18 protein-coding genes and 1 tRNA gene are annotated in these 19,526 nt (G+C 59.6%); 9 read left to right on the forward strand and 10 right to left on the reverse strand.

What is annotated here, in order from left to right; all coding sequences use genetic code 11:
* Positions 1 to 51: 51 nt before the first annotated feature.
* The 3 genes from AARI_RS08370 to AARI_RS08380 form a co-directional block, all read right to left on the reverse strand.
* Complete coding sequence (locus AARI_RS08370; protein WP_013348873.1) at positions 52 to 948, reverse strand: ABC transporter permease; 897 nt, start codon at positions 946 to 948, stop codon at positions 52 to 54.
* Entirely contained in the window at positions 948 to 2,216 is a 1,269-nt protein-coding gene (locus tag AARI_RS08375; protein WP_013348874.1) for a quaternary amine ABC transporter ATP-binding protein, read from the reverse strand. Before AARI_RS08375 ends, AARI_RS08370 begins: the two co-directional genes overlap by 1 nt.
* 474 nt (positions 2,217 to 2,690) lie before the next feature.
* Entirely contained in the window at positions 2,691 to 3,968 is a 1,278-nt protein-coding gene (locus tag AARI_RS08380; RefSeq protein WP_013347743.1) for an ISL3-like element ISAar13 family transposase, read from the reverse strand.
* Positions 3,969 to 4,236: 268 nt separating this feature from the next.
* On the opposite strand from AARI_RS08380, the gene AARI_RS08385 reads away from it, so the two are divergent.
* The 6 genes from AARI_RS08385 (at position 4,237) to AARI_RS08410 (ending at position 9,747) form a co-directional block, all read left to right on the forward strand.
* On the forward strand, positions 4,237 to 4,599 hold the full coding sequence (locus AARI_RS08385) for a YraN family protein (RefSeq protein ID WP_013348875.1): 363 nt from the start codon (positions 4,237 to 4,239) through the stop codon (positions 4,597 to 4,599).
* The gene (locus AARI_RS08390; protein ID WP_013348876.1) at positions 4,596 to 6,149 is read left to right on the forward strand and encodes a YifB family Mg chelatase-like AAA ATPase; all 1,554 of its coding nucleotides are present in this window, start codon (positions 4,596 to 4,598) and stop codon (positions 6,147 to 6,149) included. Before AARI_RS08385 ends, AARI_RS08390 begins: the two co-directional genes overlap by 4 nt.
* A gap of 8 nt (positions 6,150 to 6,157) precedes the next feature.
* Positions 6,158 to 7,402 carry a DNA-processing protein DprA gene (gene dprA / locus AARI_RS08395; RefSeq protein ID WP_013348877.1) on the forward strand — a complete coding sequence of 415 codons (1,245 nt, stop codon included), beginning with the start codon at positions 6,158 to 6,160 and terminating at the stop codon, positions 7,400 to 7,402.
* A gap of 25 nt (positions 7,403 to 7,427) precedes the next feature.
* Entirely contained in the window at positions 7,428 to 8,426 is a 999-nt protein-coding gene (locus AARI_RS08400; RefSeq protein WP_102597714.1) for a tyrosine recombinase XerC, read from the forward strand.
* 142 nt (positions 8,427 to 8,568) lie between these two features.
* Positions 8,569 to 9,072 (forward strand): DUF3145 domain-containing protein, encoded by a 504-nt coding sequence (locus AARI_RS08405; RefSeq protein ID WP_013348879.1) that lies wholly within the window; start codon positions 8,569 to 8,571, stop codon positions 9,070 to 9,072.
* A 294-nt stretch (positions 9,073 to 9,366) separates the two neighbouring features.
* Positions 9,367 to 9,747, forward strand: coding sequence for a VOC family protein (locus AARI_RS08410; protein ID WP_013348880.1), 381 nt, complete (start codon positions 9,367 to 9,369; stop codon positions 9,745 to 9,747).
* Between the two features lie 2 nt (positions 9,748 to 9,749).
* Here the strand turns inward: AARI_RS08410 and AARI_RS08415 are convergent, their stop codons facing one another.
* The 6 genes from AARI_RS08415 to aceE all read right to left on the reverse strand — a co-directional run bounded on the left by AARI_RS08415 (position 9,750) and on the right by aceE (position 17,572).
* Positions 9,750 to 10,325: a dihydrofolate reductase family protein gene (locus AARI_RS08415; RefSeq protein ID WP_013348881.1), complete on the reverse strand. Its 576-nt coding sequence runs from the start codon at positions 10,323 to 10,325 to the stop codon at positions 9,750 to 9,752.
* Between the two features lie 191 nt (positions 10,326 to 10,516).
* On the reverse strand, positions 10,517 to 11,764 hold the full coding sequence (gene fabF / locus AARI_RS08420) for a beta-ketoacyl-ACP synthase II (RefSeq protein WP_013348882.1): 1,248 nt from the start codon (positions 11,762 to 11,764) through the stop codon (positions 10,517 to 10,519).
* Positions 11,765 to 11,884: 120 nt separating this feature from the next.
* Entirely contained in the window at positions 11,885 to 12,130 is a 246-nt protein-coding gene (locus AARI_RS08425) for an acyl carrier protein (protein ID WP_013348883.1), read from the reverse strand.
* Positions 12,131 to 12,352: 222 nt separating this feature from the next.
* Positions 12,353 to 13,276: an ACP S-malonyltransferase gene (locus AARI_RS08430; protein ID WP_013348884.1), complete on the reverse strand. Its 924-nt coding sequence runs from the start codon at positions 13,274 to 13,276 to the stop codon at positions 12,353 to 12,355.
* A 176-nt stretch (positions 13,277 to 13,452) separates the two neighbouring features.
* Positions 13,453 to 14,664: a PucR family transcriptional regulator gene (locus tag AARI_RS08435; protein ID WP_013348885.1), complete on the reverse strand. Its 1,212-nt coding sequence runs from the start codon at positions 14,662 to 14,664 to the stop codon at positions 13,453 to 13,455.
* A 133-nt stretch (positions 14,665 to 14,797) separates the two neighbouring features.
* Positions 14,798 to 17,572 (reverse strand): pyruvate dehydrogenase (acetyl-transferring), homodimeric type, encoded by a 2,775-nt coding sequence (gene aceE / locus AARI_RS08440; RefSeq protein ID WP_013348886.1) that lies wholly within the window; start codon positions 17,570 to 17,572, stop codon positions 14,798 to 14,800.
* 332 nt (positions 17,573 to 17,904) lie between these two features.
* On the opposite strand from aceE, the gene AARI_RS08445 reads away from it, so the two are divergent.
* The 3 genes from AARI_RS08445 to AARI_RS08455 all read left to right on the forward strand — a co-directional run bounded on the left by AARI_RS08445 (position 17,905) and on the right by AARI_RS08455 (position 18,964).
* Positions 17,905 to 18,321 (forward strand): DUF3052 domain-containing protein, encoded by a 417-nt coding sequence (locus AARI_RS08445; protein WP_013348887.1) that lies wholly within the window; start codon positions 17,905 to 17,907, stop codon positions 18,319 to 18,321.
* Positions 18,321 to 18,773, forward strand: coding sequence for a redoxin domain-containing protein (locus tag AARI_RS08450; protein WP_013348888.1), 453 nt, complete (start codon positions 18,321 to 18,323; stop codon positions 18,771 to 18,773). Before AARI_RS08445 ends, AARI_RS08450 begins: the two co-directional genes overlap by 1 nt.
* 115 nt (positions 18,774 to 18,888) lie before the next feature.
* Positions 18,889 to 18,964 (forward strand) — tRNA-Val (locus AARI_RS08455).
* 242 nt (positions 18,965 to 19,206) lie between these two features.
* Here AARI_RS08455 and AARI_RS08460 read toward each other — a convergent pair.
* Complete coding sequence (locus AARI_RS08460) at positions 19,207 to 19,464, reverse strand: hypothetical protein (protein WP_013348889.1); 258 nt, start codon at positions 19,462 to 19,464, stop codon at positions 19,207 to 19,209.
* Positions 19,465 to 19,526 lie beyond the last annotated feature (62 nt).

Genomic DNA, 19,526 nt, shown 5'->3' on the forward strand with positions numbered 1-19,526 from the left:
GAAGCCGGTGGCGGAAGTCGAGCTTCCGCCCATGCTCGTTGCGCGTTGCCCTCAGGCGGCCAGCTGCTGCTCCCTTGCGGTGCGAGCGGCCTTGCGCTTCTTGGCGAACAGCGCGAACAATCCAGATTGCCGTCCGAAGGCGTTGGTCAGCCGGTCCAGGATCATCGCCAGGATGACCACGGCCAGCCCGGCTTCCACGCCCAGCGCGGTGTCCAGGCGGGAGAGCGAGCTGATCACATCGCCACCCAGGCCGCCGGCGCCGACCATTCCGGCGATCACGACCATGGACAGCGAAAGCATGATGACCTGGTTAACGCCGGCCATGATGGTGGGCAGTGCCAGCGGAAGCTGGATTTGCCGCAGGATACGTCCCGGTGAGGAGCCGAAAGCCTGCCCGGCCTCAACTACTTCGCTATCCACCGAGCGGATGCCCAGCTCGGTGAAGCGCACGCCAGGGGCCAGCGCGAAGATGATAGTGGCCACGATGCCCGGTGCTACGCCGACGCGGAAGAGCATCAGCGCAGGGATCAGGTAGACGAAGGCCGGCATGGTCTGCAAGAAGTCCAGCACCGGGCGGACAACCTGCGAGAAGCCGTCGGATTTCGCGGCCCAGATGCCCAGCGGAAGCGCGATCAGCAAGGCCCAGAAGGCGGCGACGATGACCAGCGCCAGGGTGCTCATCGCATTTTCCCACTGGTCCACGCCAACGATGACCAGCAGGCCCAGCACTGCGCCGAGCATGAATTGCCAGCCGCGGGCCAGCAGTGCGATCAGGCCGATCAAGATGGTTACCACAGCGAAACTCGGGGTAGAGAGCACCAGGTAGAGTCCGTCGTACATCTCTATGAAGATCGTGCGCAGCACCGAGAAGAAGCCGTCGAGATTGGCAATGATCCAGTCGATGGCATCTTCGGAGACGTCGCCGATCGGGATGCGGAAGTTGTCCATTAGTTCTTCTCCGGTTCAATCTGCAGCACCGCGTCAACGATGTCGCTGGGCAGCGGGCTGTCGAGCACGCTGATTTCCTCGGTCTGCGGGGTGGTGGAAGCAAGTGCCGCCAGCAGGGTCACCCGCGGGATGACTCCTAGCAGGCGGTTCTCGGCATCGGTGACGGTGACGGGCAGGGGAGATTCCACGGACGGGACGAACAAGTCGATCAGCGCCGTGTCTGCATCCACCGTGGACAGCGCGGAGATCTTCGAGCTCAGCGAGCTTTCGCCGCGGCGCACCAGCTTGAGCGCATCGCGGTCGGTGATCATGCCGAGAACCTTGCGATCCCGGCCCGTAACGATGGCCGCCGAGGCAACGGCGTCGCGCATCTGCCGCAGGGCGGCGCGCGGGCCGGCGTTTTCCTGGATCACCGAGCGGCCAGGAACCATGACCGAGGCGGCGGTGAGCACGCGGGCGCGGTCTACGTCCTGCACGAACTGCTCGACGTAGTCGTTGGCTGGATCGGTGAGGATCTCCTCAGGAGTGCCGATCTGCACGATGCGCCCATCGCGCATCACCGCGATGCGGTCGCCGAGGAACATGGCCTCATTCAGGTCGTGCGTGATGAACACGATCGTCTTGCCCAAGGTGGCTTGGAGCTCCACGAGTTGTTCTTGCATTTCGCGGCGGATCAGCGGGTCCAGCGCGGAGAAAGCTTCGTCCATGAGCAAGATCTCGGTGTCGGCCGATAGCGCGCGGGCGATGCCTACGCGCTGCTGCATGCCGCCGGAGAGCTCGCTTGGCATCTTCTCGCCCCAGCCGTCCAATCCCACCAGCTTCAGTGTTTTGGCGGCGGTGGCCAGTCGTTCGGCGCGTCCCACGCCCTGCTGCTCCAGCGGGTAGGCGACGTTTTCGAGCACGCTGCGGTGCGGAAGCAAGGCGAAATGCTGGAACACCATCGAAACGCGCTTGCGGCGCACTGCGCGCAGCTTGGCCGGCTGCATCCCGGTGATTATGTCTTCGCCGAGGCTCACGGTGCCGGCACTGGCTTCCCACAGGCCGTTGAGCGTCCGGATCAGGGTGGATTTTCCGGATCCTGACAGGCCCATGACAACGAAAATCTCCCCGGTCTTGACTTCAAAGGACGCGTCGATGACTGCCGCTGTATTGCCCGAGGGCAGCTTCTCACGCGGTGTCCCGGATTCAAGTTGCTTGACCGCGTCTTTCGGCTTGCGACCGAAGACCTTGTAAAGCCCTTCAACCTTCAATGCGATATTGGTGGTCATTGTCTCCACTGCCCATCTGCCCGAAGGCATTGGCTGGTAATGGACCAGCATGCAGGAATTGTTCCATCTGCAATTCGCGCCGTCCGAGGAAAAGCATTCCGGACCGCGCAGGTCCTGGTTCGAGTGTTATCGGTGATCGTGTCGGACGCGTCGTCACCGATTGCCCACCCTAGCAAAAATGCGCCTCTGGGCGGGGCCAACTCTTTGTATTTCGAGGTCTGAACCCCCTTCCGCGACCTATTCTGCCCCGGAATTACGCTACAAACCAGATGTTATGCAAACGTTATTAGATCTTTGCAATTCATCCATAATTCGAGTGCAACGCCCACCAAGGCAATAACCTCGCCCATTGGCCGCTGGGAGAAATCCCGTCTACGTGAATCTACCCAGAAATAACTGTCTGGCACCATGCATTTGCTTGCCGAATCCAACAACTTTTGAGGGCTCTTCGAGTTTAAGCGTGGTGCAGGATGCTCAGCACGGCCGTAGCCCCGCCGTGTATAACAATATCCTGACCCGGTAATGACCATGATTCCGATAACCCCGACCGATCCGTTTCAAGTTCTTCGCCGTCAGGTTCGCCGCCTCGCTCCGAGCATTCGTCAACCGCGTACGAATGAACACCAGCAACTCCCGACGCCACGCAGTCAGCGTCCGGAACAACGACTTCGCTTCCACCATTTTCGTTGTCTTCACCGATTTCTCCAGCACCGCCCACCTCGATTGAAAATCATGGATATCCCTGGTTTTCAACAGCTCCCGCACGTGTTCCTTAATCCCATAAATCACGCCCAGCTCAGGATCTGCTTCAAGGATCAACTTCAGCCGCTCAACTTGCCTAATCGACAAGTTCTCCAAATTGCAGGTCAACAGTTTCCGATACTTGTAGGCCGGATCAGCGGCCCTTCCTCGGCGCTGGAGCACCTCGTGGGAGCGACGCCGGCGCACCTGAGTAATCATGAGATTCGCCCGCTGAATGACATGAAAATGGTCCACGCTGATCTTTGCTTTCGGCAGGTTCTCCCGCACCGCTTTGCGGAACTCAGCAGACATGTCAATGGCCACGTACTGTACTCGTTGACGCCAGTACCGTGGCCGGGACTTCAACCACTTCTTCACCGCTGCACAGCGTCGTCCGTCCACAATATCTAGAATTTTTCCGGTATCCAGGTCGGTGAAGACAATAGACCACGGCTCAATACGGACCACTTTCCCGGTGCGGCCGCGTGCGTAGCGGACCTTACGAAAACGGTGCTCATCAATACCGAGGCGGCGGATGAACATGCGGTCCACGTTGCCTACAAGCTCACCGACCATGTTCGCTCTTGCCATCACGGTTGGCCAGGAAACTTGGTACGCAGAAGCGACCCTGGACACGGCTCGCAGTTCGCAGCTCATCTCGTCCACGAGCTTTTGAGAGAGCCTGGTAGTGATTCTGGCCCTCAACGGTAGCTGTTCGGTGGTTTGCACGAACGAGCGGCGTTCGCAGGCGGTCTCTTGGCAGGCCATCCGGCGTTTGCGCACCAGGACCTTAATGTCGTTGCCACCGGTTGGGAGGTCTTTGACCCGGTGCACTGGTCTGGCGTGGATGCGGGTGGTGATCACCCCACAAGTTGGACAGGCTGCCTCTGTGGCTTTGGGCTCGATAAGGACTTGTCGTCCGGCTGGTTCTTGGGTTGCGTCGATGACGCGGTAGTCAGTGAGGTTGAGAAGAATCGACGCAGCGTCGTTTCCACCGGTATCCTTAAACACGGCTCGTAGTTCCTTGCTGATGGTTTGTCTAGACAACATCCATTTTCGCAGAGGACTGCGGGCCTTACTTATTTTTCGGGCTCACCACGCTAAAACTTGAAGAGCCCTTTTGAGCAATATTTCTCGCGGTTTTTACGAGGAGATTTCAGGAGTTTATCCCGATATTGCTAATTGCAGTTATCCACAGACGGCGATTGGATCCCGGCTGCTCTCGATCATCGCTTCGAGGATTGAAGTATCGATCAGATTGCATAACAAGGAGAGCCACATGCGTACCGCAAGTCAACGCCTCGGAGCGGCCGGCGAACTGGCCGCTGCCCGCTTTCTTCGTGAAAACAACTATGAAGTGCTCGATCGCAATTGGCGTTGCCAGGCAGGGGAACTTGACTTGGTGGCGCGGGCCGGCAACGGCCAGCTGGTCGCCATCGAAGTCAAGACCCGCAGCTCCCAGCGTTTTGGCACCGGCTTCGATGCGATCAATGCCGCCAAGTACCATCGGCTGCAGAAGCTGCTGATCTTCTGGGCGCAGGCGCACCGGATGTTCATGCCCCAGTTGCGCGTGGACGTCGTTGAGGTCTATCCCACCGCTGGCGGGTTCGAATGCCAGTTGCACCAAGACGTGCGCTCATGAGCACCGCGCGCACCAGCGCGGTTGCGCTGCATGGGGTCAGCGCCTCGCTGGTAGAAGTAGAAGCCGATCTCGGAAACGGCATCCCCGGCTTCACCATTCTGGGCCTGCCTGATGCCTCGCTGAATGAGGCACGGGAACGTATCAAGGCGGCGGCGCGGAACACCGGCATTCCGCTGGCCAACCGCAAACTGACGGTTAATCTGTCCCCGGCGACCCTGCCCAAATACGGTTCCGGCTTTGATCTGGCAATTCTTGTCGCCGCGCTGGCTGCCGATCACCAGTTGCTCGCCAGCCCCTCCACGCTGTACCTGGCCGAGCTTGGACTGGATGGCACTTTGCGTGCCGTTCCCGGTGTTCTGCCCGCAGTTCAACTGGCCAAGGAACATGGATTAGATCGTGTCATTGTGGCTGAAGCCAATGGCAATGAGGCACGGCTGGTTGAGGGAATCGAGGTGAAGTCCGCCCGGCATCTGGGGCAAGTGCTGGAATTCTGTGGCGCGCAGAAGGAACTGATCACTATGCATTTGCACCACCCGGGCCCTGCCGTCGCCCCTGCGCAATCCACTCTGGCCAGCACCAGCCATGACGAGGCAGACTTGCAGCTGGTCAACGGCCAGCAGGAAGCGCGCCTGGCTCTGGAGCTCGCAGCTGCCGGGGGACACCACCTGATCATGGTCGGTCCGGCAGGCGCCGGGAAAACCATGCTGGCCAAATGCCTGCCCACGATCATTCCCCCGCTGGATGACAGCCAGGCCCTTGAGGCCACGGCAGTGCATTCCATTACCAGCGGTGCAATGCACGAGGTCAACCAGCTGCAGCGCACCCCGCCCTTCGTCGCACCACACCACACCTCTTCGTTGTCGGCGCTGATTGGCGGTGGAACTGCGCAGCTGATCCCCGGGGCGATAACGCGGGCCCATCACGGGATCCTGTTTTTGGACGAAGCCGCCCAGTTTAATACCGGCGTACTTGACGCCCTTCGCCAACCCATCGAGGAAGGCTATATAAACCTGGCCCGGGCCAGAAGCCATCAGCGATTGCCCGCCCGATTCCAGCTCATCCTCGCATCCAACCCCTGCCCTTGCGGGAGGAATTTCGGGACGGGAACCGGCTGCACGTGCACGCCCATGGCCCGCCGGCGCTACTTCGCCAGGCTATCCGGGCCCATTCTGGATCGCGTTGACCTGCAAGTTCGAGTGAATCCGGTACACCAATCGCAGCTGTTGAGTACCGCGCAGAATGAATCCAGCGCCATAGTTCGAGAACGAGTCCGCACAACAAGGGAACGCAGTCAGGAGCGGCTTCGCCCCTTCTCCATTAGCTGCAATGCCCAAATTCCAACGCAAATACTGCGTCATGACCTGAGATACCCGGCAAAAACCAAGGCCGCTTTGGAACAACTTGCTGCTCGCCGCGGGCTTTCGGCCCGCGGTATCCACCGTCTGCTGCGGGTGGCCTGGACAGTCGCCGACCAACAACAGCACACAGCTCCCACCGAGGACGACTTGGCCGTTGCAGCGCATCTGCGCCAAAGTCTTGAGAATAGTTAGGCCATCGAATGTCCATCAATTTAAATCCTGTTCCAGTGGGCGATCGCACGAATCAGGAACGGCTGACATATGCGCACTTGAACCAGCTGATTGAGCCCAACGACTACACCGCGAGTGCCCTGCTGGAACTCATGAGCCCCCAGGAACTGCTTGCACTGATTCGAAGAGCAGACTTCGTGCCATGGGGGCTCAAGCCCCAGGTTGACGACATCCTCGGGGTGAAGACCACCTCGAATATGGCGCAGGACCTGAAATCCGCACTGACTCGTTGGCGCAAGAGGCTGCCGCTGAGCAACCCCGTGGCCGCATTGGATACCGCGGCCCGGCATAATGGAGGGCTGCTGATCCCAACGGACACAATGTGGCCAATTCAGCTTGACGACCTCAACCTGGGACGGCCCCTGTGTCTATGGTGGCGGGCCAGCGATCCCCAGCTCCTTGCCGGAGCGCAGGTAGCGAAGAATGTAGCGATCGTCGGCTCTCGTGATGCCAGTGACTATGGCGACCAAGTGACCTTCGACCTTGGCAGGGCCCTTGCCACGCATGGGTACACCATCGTCTCCGGGGGAGCCTACGGCATCGATGCCAGCGCCCACCGGGCAGCTCTGACAGTTGAAGACTGGGCCTACTCGAACCCGCCGACCATTACCGTGATGGCCGGCGGTATCGATCGGCTCTATCCATCAGGCAATAGCAACTTGCTCAACCAAATTGTCGCGCGGGGCGTCCTGCTGTCGGAAGTCCCGCCGGGGACCACATCAGCTCGTTTTCGATTTTTAAACCGCAACCGGATCATTGCCGCCTTGAGCAGGCTGGTTATCGTCACGGAGGCACGACACCGCTCTGGAGCGCTGAATACAGCCAGCCATGCGGTTGAGCTAGGTCGCGAAGTCGCAGCCGTCCCCGGAAGCGTGTTCGCTCCGAATTCCGCCGGCTGCCACCGGCTGATCGCCGAGGGAAGCGCCGCGCTGCTTGCTTCACCGCAAGATGCCCTCGCTCTCGTCGGCGCCGACCGCAGCACCCAGGCTTCACGCGTGGATCAGGTGCCCCGGAGACCAACAGATCAGCTGGGCCGCGATGAAGGCATGGTCTACGACGTCATGTCGTTTTCCAAGTCGCTGCTGGTTGATGAAATTTCAGCGCGCAGTGGTGTGCCGATGATTCAAACGCTGCAGGCGGTAGCCCGCCTGGAGGCACTCGGGCTGGCCAGCACCGATGGCCTATCGTGGAAACTGGTCTACCAGGGCAACTAGCTGCCTTCGGGTAAGCTCGGTGGTGATGAAGCACGATCCGGTCTCGAAGCATTCCACCGGCCCGTCGGCAAAATTCTCCGAACCCGTGGCCGACTATTTGGAGTACCTGCAGCGCGAACGCGGCCGCAGCGAAAATACCCTGCGCGCCTACGACGTAGATCTCCGAAACCTCGGACAGTTCCTCAACGAACACGCCGGGGATCCGGCATTGAAGCAGATTTCTGTCCAAATGCTTCGAGACTGGCTGGCATACCTGCATGAGTCCGAAGTTTCTCGGACAACATTGGCCCGCCGCATCTCCGCGGTGAAAAACTTCTTCGCTTGGGCATTGAAGAACCACCTGGTTGAGAATGATCCGGCCTTGCGATTGGCAGCACCGAAAAAAGAGCGGCGGCTGCCGCACATACTTCAGCCCAGCCAGATTGACAGGCTCCTGTCGGAACATGCTGGTCTTACAGAAGAAAACGAGGCAGCCAGGCAGAAAGGCGATGGAACCGACCAGGATCCCAAAGCCAGGGCGATCCAGTGTCGAGACAGGGTCATTGCAGAATTGCTCTACGCTTCGGGACTGCGTATCAGTGAGCTGGTTGCCTTGGATATCTCAGACATCGATTTCGAGCGAAGGACGTTGAGGGTCCTTGGCAAAGGCAACAAGGAGCGGATGGTGCCCTTCGGCAAACCTGCCGAGCGGGTGATTATTGAATGGATACGCTCCTACCGACGAGTCGTGGCCGCAGAGCAGGCGGAGGACGCCTTGCTGGTCGGAGTTCGCGGTTCCAGGCTAAATGTTCGACAGGCGCGTGAAGTCATTGCCAGCGCCCTGCGCTCACTTGGCGACACCTCCGCCAGCGGGCCACACGCCTTACGCCATACAGTCGCCACCCATTTGCTCGATGGAGGCGCTGACCTGCGTGCGGTGCAGGAGTTCCTCGGGCACGCATCGCTTGCCACTACCCAGCTCTATACGCATGTTTCCGTGGATCGATTGCGGCAAAGTTACCGCCAAGCACACCCTCGGGCCTGAAGATTTTCGTCCAATCTGTGAATTTAGCCCGCCTGGGTAGCGAAAAGTGCTGTTCATCGGGCAAAATAGAACTATCGGCGGCGATAGCACCAGTTCGATGTTGACGTAGGGGAAGACGATCAACACCGCAACGGAGGATGGCATGTCTACACCGATGACCAGAGGCGTGATATTTGTACATTCCGCCCCTGCTGCACTATGCCCGCACCTGGAGTGGGCAATTGGGGCCGTGCTCGGAACTCCAGTCAAGATGGACTGGACCGAACAGCACGTCGCACCCGGATTTTGTCGCGCCGAAATTGAGTGGGTTGGCCCTCAGGGAACTGGCGCACTGCTCACCAGTGAAATGCATGGATGGCAGCATCTGCGTTTCGAAATCACAGAGGATCCAAGCCCTGGCGCCGACGGCAGCCGTTGGTCCGTAACTCCAGACTTGGGGATCTTCCACGCGACCGTTGATGTTGCTGGCAACATCATGGTCGGCGAAGAAAGAATCCGCTGGGCCTATGAAAAGGGCGATGGAAACCCGTCAATTTTCTATCAAGAAATGTCCATCGCATTGGGCGAAGCCTGGGACGAGGAACTCGAGCCTTTCCGCCATTCAGGCGATGAAGCACCTGTACGATGGCTCAACCAGGTGGTTTAGCAACTGGTTTTAATGTCTCTGGGTGAGTTTACAACTGCACTCAGATAGACCCCGGTGGTGCGGGGTTGTTACCACGAGAAGTGGGATTCCATATTGGGATCCCACTTCTTGGTTTTACCCTGAAGACATAGTCAGGCGCGCGCTCAGGATGCTAGACTCATTGGCGATGAAGACCAGTCAGGCTCTAGGCAGCCATTCCCGGAACGGCTATCTGGTCGTTCCCTGATCCGCGGACCACCCTTTCACCGGAAGATTTAAGCTACAGAATTTTCGGACATATTTTGAAAGGGACAGATGACCGCGCAATTCAACCACACAATTATCGCTTCAACGGATCCACAGCGCATGGCAGAGTTTTACACTGACTTGCTCGAAGCGAAGCCCGCCCCCAGTTGGGGGCCATTCTGCAACATCAGCCTTGACGGTGGGGTGTTGCTGCAGTTTGCGACGGCACCGATTGATTTTCCGCCTCAGCACTATGCGTTCCTGCTCAACGAAGCGCATTTTGACCGCGCTTACCAAAAAATTTGCGCAACGGAGCACGAGCATTGGGCCGATCCGCAACGCCAGCACCCCGGAGCAATCAATCATGAGCACGGTGGCAGGGGAGTCTATTTGCTAGACCCATCGGGACATTATCTGGAACTGATCACGAAGGAATACATCCCGCGATGAGGTCACCGGACGACGTCGAAAACATTCTTCTGGATACCATTCGAATATGTTTGTGAATCCACGAGCTTGAGCTTTTGCGCGTCCATGCTTTCCTGGCTGAACAAGCGCTTGCCTGCACCGAGCAGGACCGGGAAAACCAGGAGGTTGTACCGGTCAATAAGCTGGTGCTCTTGGAGGGAACGAACCAAGGTTGCCGAACCATGGATGCTGATGGGTCCACCCTCGCCCGCGCGGAGGCGTGCGACGTCGGAGATCGAACGCAGGATGGTTGTCTCGCCCCAGTTGTCTACGGGGTCCTTCTCGGCCAGCGTTGTGGAAAGCACGTATTTCGGCATGGCGTTATAGTGCGGAAATTCCTCGGTCATCGATGGCCAGATGGGGGAGAAGGCCTGGTAGCTGATCCTGCCCAGCAACATGGCTGAAGCTTCAGCCTGTTCGGTGCCCTTCAGTTCGTATGCGGCTGGATCGAACTCGACACTATTCATGGTCCAGCCGGAATTGCGGTATTCGGGTTCGCCGCCCGGAGCTTCAACGACTCCGTCGAGCGAGACAAATGCGGTTGCGATGAGTGTGCGCACGAGGGTGGCTCCTGAACTGATCGAAGTAACAAGTTCCCACGCCAGGTGGGCGGATCTTGAGCGTAACAAGCACAGGTGCGATCAGACAACGCTTTGCCGAAGAAGCCAGAGAATTAAAGCAGGATGGGCTGGTCCAAGGAATCCCTTGGACCAGCCCATCGGCTATTTGGTTGCACGCAACCGGGATATTGCTAGACGCTGCGGATTGCGACGACTGCGTTGTGGCCGCCGAAACCGAAGGAGTTGTTCAGCGCAACGATGGTGCCTTCAGCTGGCAGCTGTGCAGGCTCGCCGGTGACGACCTTCAGCGGGATCTCTGGATCCTGGTTGTCCAAGTTGATGGTCACCGGAGCCTTGCGGTTGTAGATCGCCAGTGCACACAGCACGGACTCCACAGCACCGGAAGCACCCAGCAGGTGGCCCATCTGGGACTTGGTTGCCGAAACCCAGACATTATCCAGGTGATCACCCAGGGCGTTCTTCAGCGCAGCGTACTCTGGCTTATCGCCAACCGGAGTGGAGGTCGCGTGCGCGTTGACGTGGACAACGTCCTCTGGCTGGATACGGCCATCGAACATCGCGGCCTTCAGGGCACGGGTAGCCCCGGTGCCTTCCGGATCCGGTGCGGTGATGTGGTGCGCGTCGGAGGTCACCGAGGAGCCGGCCAGCTCAGCGTAGATGCGAGCGCCACGGGCAATGGCGTGCTCTTCAGCTTCCAGCACCAGTGCCCCAGCGCCTTCGCCCATCACGAAGCCATCGCGGTCCACGTCGTAGGGACGCGAAGCCTTGGTTGGATCATCGTTGCGGCGCGAGAGAGCGTGCATTGATGCGAATGCGGCCATTGGCATTGGGTGGATCGCAGCTTCAGCGCCGCCAACCATCACTACATCGGCCTTGCCCGAGCGGATCAGCTCCAGGCCCACGTGCATGGCTTCGGTACCCGAGGCGCAAGCGGACACTGGGGTGTGCGCGCCACCGGCTGCACCCAGATCCAGCGACACGGCAGCTGCTGGGCCGTTAGGCATCAGCATTGGCACGGTCATTGGCAGAACGCGGCGTGGGCCCTTTTCGCGCAGGGTGTCCCAAGCGTTGAGCAGGGTCCAAACGCCACCGATGCCGGTTGCGAAGGCAACGGCCAGCTTGTTCTGGTCCATCTCTTCCTTGACCAGACCGGAGTCGGCCCAGGCTTCACGGGCAGCAACCACAGCGAACTGGGTTGATGGGTCCATGCGCTTGGTTTCTGGGCGGGTGAGAACCTCGGTCGGCTGCACAGCAGCGCGGGCGGCGAAGGTGACAGGCAGGTCGTATTCCTTAACCCAGTCGTCTTCCAGGGTTACGGCGCCGGAAACGCCTTTGAGGGCGTTTTCCCACAGGGTGGGAACATCCCCGCCGATTGGGGTGGTGGCTCCGAGACCGGTGATCACTACTTTGCGCGCCATCATCAAACTCTCTACTGTGCGGATAAGAACTATGCTTTGAAATTCAGGGGGCCGGCTTGACGTACCGGCCGGTGTGCGCGGCTTGCCCGCACAACGGTCTGGCGATGAACGCCAGGAAGCTTAGGCCTGTGCGCCAGCGATGAAGGTGACGGCGTCGCCGACGGTCTTCAGGTTCTTGACCTCTTCGTCAGGGATCTTAACCTCGAACTTTTCCTCAGCCTCAACGACGATGGTCATCATCGAGATCGAGTCGATGTCCAGGTCCTCGGTGAAGGACTTGTCCAGCTGCACGTCTGCTTCGTCCAGGCCGGTCTCGGAGTTGACGATTTCGGCGAGGCCCGCCAGGATTTCTTCGTTGCTAGCCATGGATGGCTCCTTTTCTTCTTAGCCGGAGGACTCCGGTCATTTTTGTGGCCAGTACCGGATCCTGTTTTCCAGGAACCGGCTCCGGCCGGCTTAATGAAACTTGGGTGGTGCATCAACGATGCGCGGCACGTTTCGTCGGTTTAAAGCTTAGGCCAGAGATGCGCTTGGCAGCCGCAACATGACGTTCCCGGCGTGCACAATCTTTTCAGTGGCCCCGCATGCCTAGCTGGCGGTGTGCTCGGCGATGAACGCCTGGGCAGCTTCCAGATCCGCAGGGGACTTCACAGCCAGGGTCTTTACGCCCTTCAGGCCACGGCGGGCCAAGCCTACGAGGGTGCCAGCTGGCGCCAGCTCCAGCACGCCGGTGACGCCGGCTGCTGCCAACGACTCCATGCACAGGTCCCAGCGGACCGGGCGGGAGACCTGGGCTACCAATGAATCGAGGTTCGCCTGGCCATTGGCAACAGCTTGGCCATCGAAGTTCGAAAGCAGGGTTGCTGCCGGATCCTTGGCGATGAGGGTGTTGGCAAGTTCCTGCAGGGTGCCGACCGCTGGCTGCATGTGAGCGGTGTGGAATGCACCGGCAACCTTCAGCGGGATGACCCGGGCCTTGGCTGGCGGGTTCTCGCCCAGGGCAGCAAGCTGCTCAAGGGTGCCTGCGGCTACGGTCTGCCCGCCACCGTTGGCGTTTGCTGGTGTCAGGCCCAATTCTTCGAGCTTGGCCAGGACCTCTTCAGGGTCGCCGCCAAGAACAGCGGCCATGCCGGTCGGGGTGGCTGCGGCGGCTTCTGCCATCGCATTGGCGCGCACCTTCACGAAGTTCATCGCGTCGGCTTCATCCAGCGCGCCGGCCAAGGCCGAGGCAGTGATCTCGCCGACTGAGTGTCCGGCCACGATGACGTTTGCCGGCAGCTGCTGGCCGAAGAGTGCACGGGCCGTGATCAGGCCGGCGGCAACGATCAGCGGCTGGGCGACGGCGGTGTCCTTGATGGTCTCTTCATCAGAAGTGGTGCCGTGGGCAGTGAGGTCGCGCTCGGTGATCGAGCTGAGCGCCTGCAGATGCTCGGCAACACCGTCGACGTTGAGCCATTCGGTGAGGAAACCTGGGGTCTGGGAGCCCTGTCCAGGGCAAACGATTGCTAACACTCTTACAGCTTTCCAAATATTGGGAGCTTTTGGCTCTTCATTTGAGTACCAAGCTCGTGGTGACTGTTTGTAGGATCTCTACAAAAGCTTAGCGTATCCAGAAGCTGGATTCCGCTGAAATGCGCGATCAACTCGGAATTAACCGTGCTGGCAGCTTGATGCTCTTTGGTTGAAGCCTACAAGTTCGACTCGTGAAGCCGTCCAAAGAGCAATGCGGTTTGCAGGACAAAAGCATCGCGTGGAACCAACGGATCCCACCCGGTGACCTCGCTGACCCGCTTGAGCCGGTAGCGCACGGTGTTGGCGTGGACGAAAAGTTCGCGTGCGGTGCCTTCCAAGGAGTGGCCCAGCGCCAGGTAGCTGGAAAGAGTTTCGGCCAAGCCATTGGAGGCCTGCTGCAAGGGCCGGTAGACCTGCTCGATCAAGGCGGTGCGGGCCAGCTCATCGCCATTGCAGGCGCGCTCTGGCCACAGGTCATCGGCGCCGATCGGATTAGGCGCCTGCGGCCAGGCCTTGGCGGCGCTGAATCCTGCCACTGCCGAGGCAGCTGCCTGATGCATTTCCTTGACCGTGGGTGCCAAGGGGGAGTAGACCACGGGTCCGGGTCCGAAGAACCGGGTGAGGCGGCTCAGGTCGGCTTCATCGAATTTGGTATCCGAAAGCATCAGCACCGAACGATCGCCGAGCACCCCCACCAGGGAATCGCGCGAGTAGCGGATGGCCATGCGGCGCAGAGCCGAAACGAAGGTGGCGGCATTGGAGGACGGGGTGGTGCCCACCAGGATGCGGATGTTCTTCTGCGACTTCCAGCCGATCGCGGCAATCCGCGAGGCCAGGGAATCGTGGGCTTCGCCATGCAGCACCGCATCGACCACGTGGGCTTCGAGGCGAGAGTCCCATGCGCCGCGGGTTTCAGCGGCGCGGGCGTAGACATCAGCGGCGGCAAAGGCCACTTCACGTGAATAGCGCAGCACCGCTTCGCGCAGGGCGGCCTGTTCTGCTTCGGGGGCAATATCCGGGACCTGGGATTCGACGACTTCCACGATGGTGCGCAGCAGGCCCAGGGCTTTTTGCAAGGAGATGGAGCGGGTCAGCTCGGTGGGAGCGGCACCGAAGACATCGGTGACCACCCAGGAGGGGGTGGAGGAAGGATCTTCGTACCAGGAGACGAACGTGGAGATGCCCTTTTGGGCGATCAGGCCCAGGGCCGCGCGCTCATTGGGGGCCAGGGAACGGTACCAGGGCAATTGCTGGTCCAGGTACTTCAGCGCGGTGGTGGACAGCACGCCAATATGGTTTTTGAGTCGCTTGAGCGTTGCACTGCTGGGGGCCGGGGATTGGCTGGGGCGATTCTTCGGAGCTGCTGCGGCATCCATTTCAGGACTCATGGTTTCCAGCTTAGTTTCTTTTCCCTGCCGGTGCCCTGTGCAGAGGGTAGAGGTGAGATTAAAAGAGCCAGCTGCCCGCCTGCGAATTGCTTCGCAGGCGGGCAGCTGGTCAGCTGGACTTATCCCGCTTCGCTTAGGCGTCTCCGCCAGCGTTGCCGGACTGGCCGGCGTTCGGGTTGTTCAGGTCGTACTTGGCGTGGGCCTTCACTGCGGTGTCCGCAGGGATTTCGCCACGCTCTACCAGCGACTGCAAGGTCTGTACTACCAGCGAGTGCGCATCGATCTTGAAGAAGCGACGGGCTGCCGCACGGGTGTCCGAGAAGCCGAAGCCATCAGCACCGAGGGTGTGGAATTCACCTGGTACGTATGGGCGCAGCTGTTCAGGCACGGCACGCATGTAGTCGGTGGTCGCGATGACTGGGCCCGGGGTGGACTCCAGCTTGCTGGTCACGTACGGGGTACGGCGGGCCTTGGAAGGATCCACCAGCACCTCGGCGTCGGCGCGCTGGCCGTCGCGGGCCAGTTCGTTCCACGAGGTAACCGACCAGACATCGGCCGATACGCCCCACTCGTCGGCCAAGATGGCCTGTGCTTCCAGGGCCCATGGCACGGCCACGCCGGAGGCCAGCAGCTGTGCGCGCGGGCCGTCGGTGGTAGCTTCCTTGAGCAGGTGGATGCCCTTGATGATGCCTTCCACGTCAACGTTCTCCGGCTCAGCTGGCTGGCTGATTGGCTCGTTGTACACGGTCAGGTAGTACATCACGTTTGGATCGGCGTGGTTGCCGCCGTACATGCGTTCCAGGCCGGAGCGCATGATGTGCCCGATTTCGTAACCGTAGGCAGGATCGTAGGTGATCACTGCCGGGTTGGTCGAAGCCAGGATTGGCGAGTGGCCATCGGCGTGCTGCAGGCCTTCACCGGTCAGGGTGGTGCGGCCGGCGGTAGCGCCGATGATGAAGCCACGGGTCATCTGGTCGCCGGCAGCCCAGAACTGGTCGCCGGTGCGCTGGAAGCCGAACATCGAGTAGAACACGTAGATCGGGATCAGCGGTTCGTCGTGGGTTGAGTAGCTGGTGCCGGCAGCGGTGAATGCTGCGACGGCGCCGGCCTCGTTGATGCCCGGGTGGATCAGCTGGCCCTGAGGGGATTCCTTGTAGGCCAGAACCAGGTCGCGGTCTACGGACAGGTAGTTCTGGCCGCCTGGGTTGTAGATCTTCGCGGTCGGGAAGAACGAGTCCATGCCGAAGGTACGCGATTCGTCGGGGACGATCGGCACGATGCGGTGGCCGAATTCCTTGTCGCGCATCAGGTCCTTGAGCAGGCGCACGAAGGCCATGGTGGTGGCCGCCTGCTGCTTGCCCGAACCGCGCTTGGCGATCGCGTAGGTCTTATCGCCTGGCAGGGACAGCTTCTTGGAAGCTTCCTGGCGGCGGGTAGGAACCGAACCGCCAAGAGCTGCGCGGCGCTCCATCATGTACTTGTACTCAGCCGAATCCTCGCTTGGGCGGTAGTACGGAGGAGTGTAGAGGTCAGCTTCGAGCTGCTCATCGGTAATAGGGATGCGCAGGTGATCACGGAACTTCTTCAAGTCTTCCATGGTCAGCTTCTTCATCTGGTGGGTCGCGTTGCGAGCCTCGAAGTGCGAGCCCAAGCCGTAGCCCTTGACGGTCTTGGCCAAGATGACAGTTGGCTTGCCCTTGAACTCGGCGGCTGCCTTGTAGGCTGCGTAGACCTTGTGGTAATCGTGGCCGCCGCGCTTCAGGTTCCAGATCTCGTCGTCGGTCATGTCGGCAACCAATTCCTTGGTTTCCGGACGCTGGCCGAAGAAGTGCTCGCGAACGAACGCGCCGGACTCGGCCTTGTAGGTCTGGTAATCGCCATCCGGGGTCTGGTTCATGACGTCAACCAGGGCGTTGGTTTTGTCGGCTTCGAGCAGGGCATCCCACTCGCGGCCCCAAGCAACCTTGATGACGTTCCATCCGGCACCGCGGAAGAAAGCTTCCAGCTCCTGCATGATCTTGCCATTGCCGCGAACCGGGCCGTCAAGGCGCTGCAGGTTGCAGTTGATGACGAAGTTCAGGTTATCGAGCTTCTCGTTGGCAGCAAGCTGCAGGAAGCCGCGCGACTCTGGCTCGTCCATTTCGCCGTCGCCCAGGAAGGCCCAGACCTGCTGGTCGGAGGTGTCCTTGATGCCGCGGTTCTGCAGGTAGCGGTTCAGCTGTGCCTGGTAGATGGCGTTAGCTGGGCCGATGCCCATCGACACGGTCGGGAATTCCCAGAAGTCAGGAAGCGAGCGTGGGTGCGGGTAGGAAGGAAGCGCATGGCCTTCCTTCGACTTTTCCTGGCGGAATCCGTCCATGTCCTCTTCGGACAGGCGGCCTTCGAGGAACGCGCGGGCGTACATGCCCGGGGACGCGTGGCCCTGGAAGAAGATCTGGTCGCCACCGCCTGGGTGGTTCTTGCCGCGGAAGAAATGGTTGAAACCTACTTCATACAGGGTCGCTGCACCGGCGTAGGTGGAGATGTGTCCGCCAACACCGATGGCGGGGTTCTGAGCGCGGTGCACCATGATGGCTGCATTCCAGCGCATGAAGGCGCGGTAGCGGCGCTCGATGGCTTCATCGCCCGGGAATTCTGGTTCCTGGTCAACAGGAATGGTGTTCACGTAATCGGTGGTGGTCACGTGTGGCACGCCCACGGACTTGGCACCTGCGCGCTGCAGCAGCGAGCGGATAATGAACTGGGCACGCTCGGTGCCCTGGCTCTCTACGAGCGAGTCAAACGAGTCCATCCATTCCTGAGTTTCCTCAGGGTCCCGATCGGAGAGCTGGTAAGTCAGCCCGCTACGGATCTGGGAGATGTGTTCCTCTACAGCCACGGAAGCTCCTTGATTGAATTGCGGCTCCATCGCTTTGCAGTTATCCACTGCGGTGCAACGGTATTGGGACAACGGGTGCAGTAACACTGGAGTGATGTGCACTGTCGGTTCATATGCAACTCTAGTGTTAAAAGCACCGGTTTGGTGCCTTGATTTCCAGCAAAAACAGGCATAAAACATACATTTGAAGTGACTTGTGCAACCTTGTAGTAGGTCTATCTCCCACACACTCATGTGAGTATGGTGCGGGTCACGTCGATCTGGGTTATATTTGTTCGGCGTGTTATCGCTGCAGCGCTTGAACGGAACGGCAAAACCGTGTTTCGTTGGTAGTAACGCTTTGCACCAGCAGGAGGAATGAAGTGAGCGACGCCGTATCGGCAAACTTGGAGCCCGCCAAAAAATTGGGCTTCGCTAATGAAGACCTTATTCAGGAACTGGGTTACGACGATGACGTGGATTACGATCTGCGTGACTCAATCGAGGACCTGATTGGTTCAGAGCTGCTCACCGAAGAGGACCATGACGTTGTCGACGCAGTCATTTTCTGGTGGCGCGACGGCGATGGAGATCTAGTTGACGCATTGATGGACTCGCTGAACTGCTTGGACGAGAACGGCATTATTTGGCTGCTCACCCCGAAGCAGGGTCGCGAGGGACATGTATCCCCAGCACTTATCCAGCAGGAGGCACCAACCGCCGGCCTGCATGTAACTACTAGTGAAGGCGTTTCGGAGGATTGGTCCGCAATCCGCCTCGCCCCACGTAAGAAGAACTAATGATCCAAACAGGTTCACGCCTGTTCGACTTCTCGCTGGAAAATCAGTACGGCGAAACGATAACCAGTACCGGGCTGTCTAGCGGCCGGGTGCTGGTTGTCTTTTATCCCTGGGCGTTTTCGCGGGTATGCGGGTCGGAACTGGCAACACTCCAAGAGCACTACGAATTTTTTGCACGGCATCAGGTACGCATCGTGGCCATTTCGGTGGACCATAAATTCACCCTGCGCAACTATGCGCAGTCGCTTGGCCTGGACTTCGAGTTGCTGGCTGATTTTTGGCCGCATGGGGCGGTGGCGCAGCAAGCCGACGCCTTTGATCGAGATCGCGGGGTCGCTGCCAGATTGTCGCTGTATCTAGTTGACGGTGAAGTTCGCGATATTTTCCGCAGCGAGATGACGCAGCCAAGAAGCATTGATGACTACAAGGCGGCTGTGGAGCGCGGCGTTTAGCGCGCCCAAATATGCTGTGCTCCAGCTCACGCAAAAAAATGACTCCTCGATTTGCCCGAGTGCGAAAACCTGTGTACAGTTATTCCTCGTTGGCTTGCAAAAGTGAACATGGTAAGGGCCTTTAGCTCAGCTGGTAGAGCGTCACGTTTACACCGTGAATGTCATCGGTTCGATCCCGGTAGGGCCCACCAAATAAGAATCCTCGATCCATTCGGATCGGGGATTTTTTGTTTCCGGCAGGCTATTTTCCAATCGGACAAATCCTGCGGTGCCCAATGATGCCGGCTTCATGAGATATTTGATCCTCGGTGAAGCTGAACTTCTTGGCGTCCTCACCCGAAGCCATCATGGCTGGATCGGTGGCTTTTTCATTGCGCTTGGAAATCCAGGTATATGGTTACGCTGCATCGGCGGGTGCACCGAAATTGCCAACCTAGTGGAGCGATTTGGCGCCGCCGTCATCCATGGCCCAGCGGATGATGATGACGCCGTCTTCGACAACCGTTTCTTGGTGAGTGAGATCGCTCATCGAATTGCTTTGCTTCCGGCTGCCGGCCAGGCCCGAAGATTTTGGTGCCTCGTGTTCTTCGGCGCAGGCCCTGGCTGGTGCCTTGGAAGGGATGGTCCCAGGGGTGCAGCTTGAAATGAGCGGGCATAGGGCAAGGCCGGCAGCTGCGAATCTCTTGTTCATGCCACCAGCCTCTCCTGTGCCTGCGGCGGAACAGAATGTTGATTTCCCGATTGGCCCATTTG

It is taken from the genome of Glutamicibacter arilaitensis Re117 (genome assembly GCF_000197735.1).
Taxonomy (GTDB): Bacteria; Actinomycetota; Actinomycetes; order Actinomycetales; family Micrococcaceae; genus Glutamicibacter; species Glutamicibacter arilaitensis.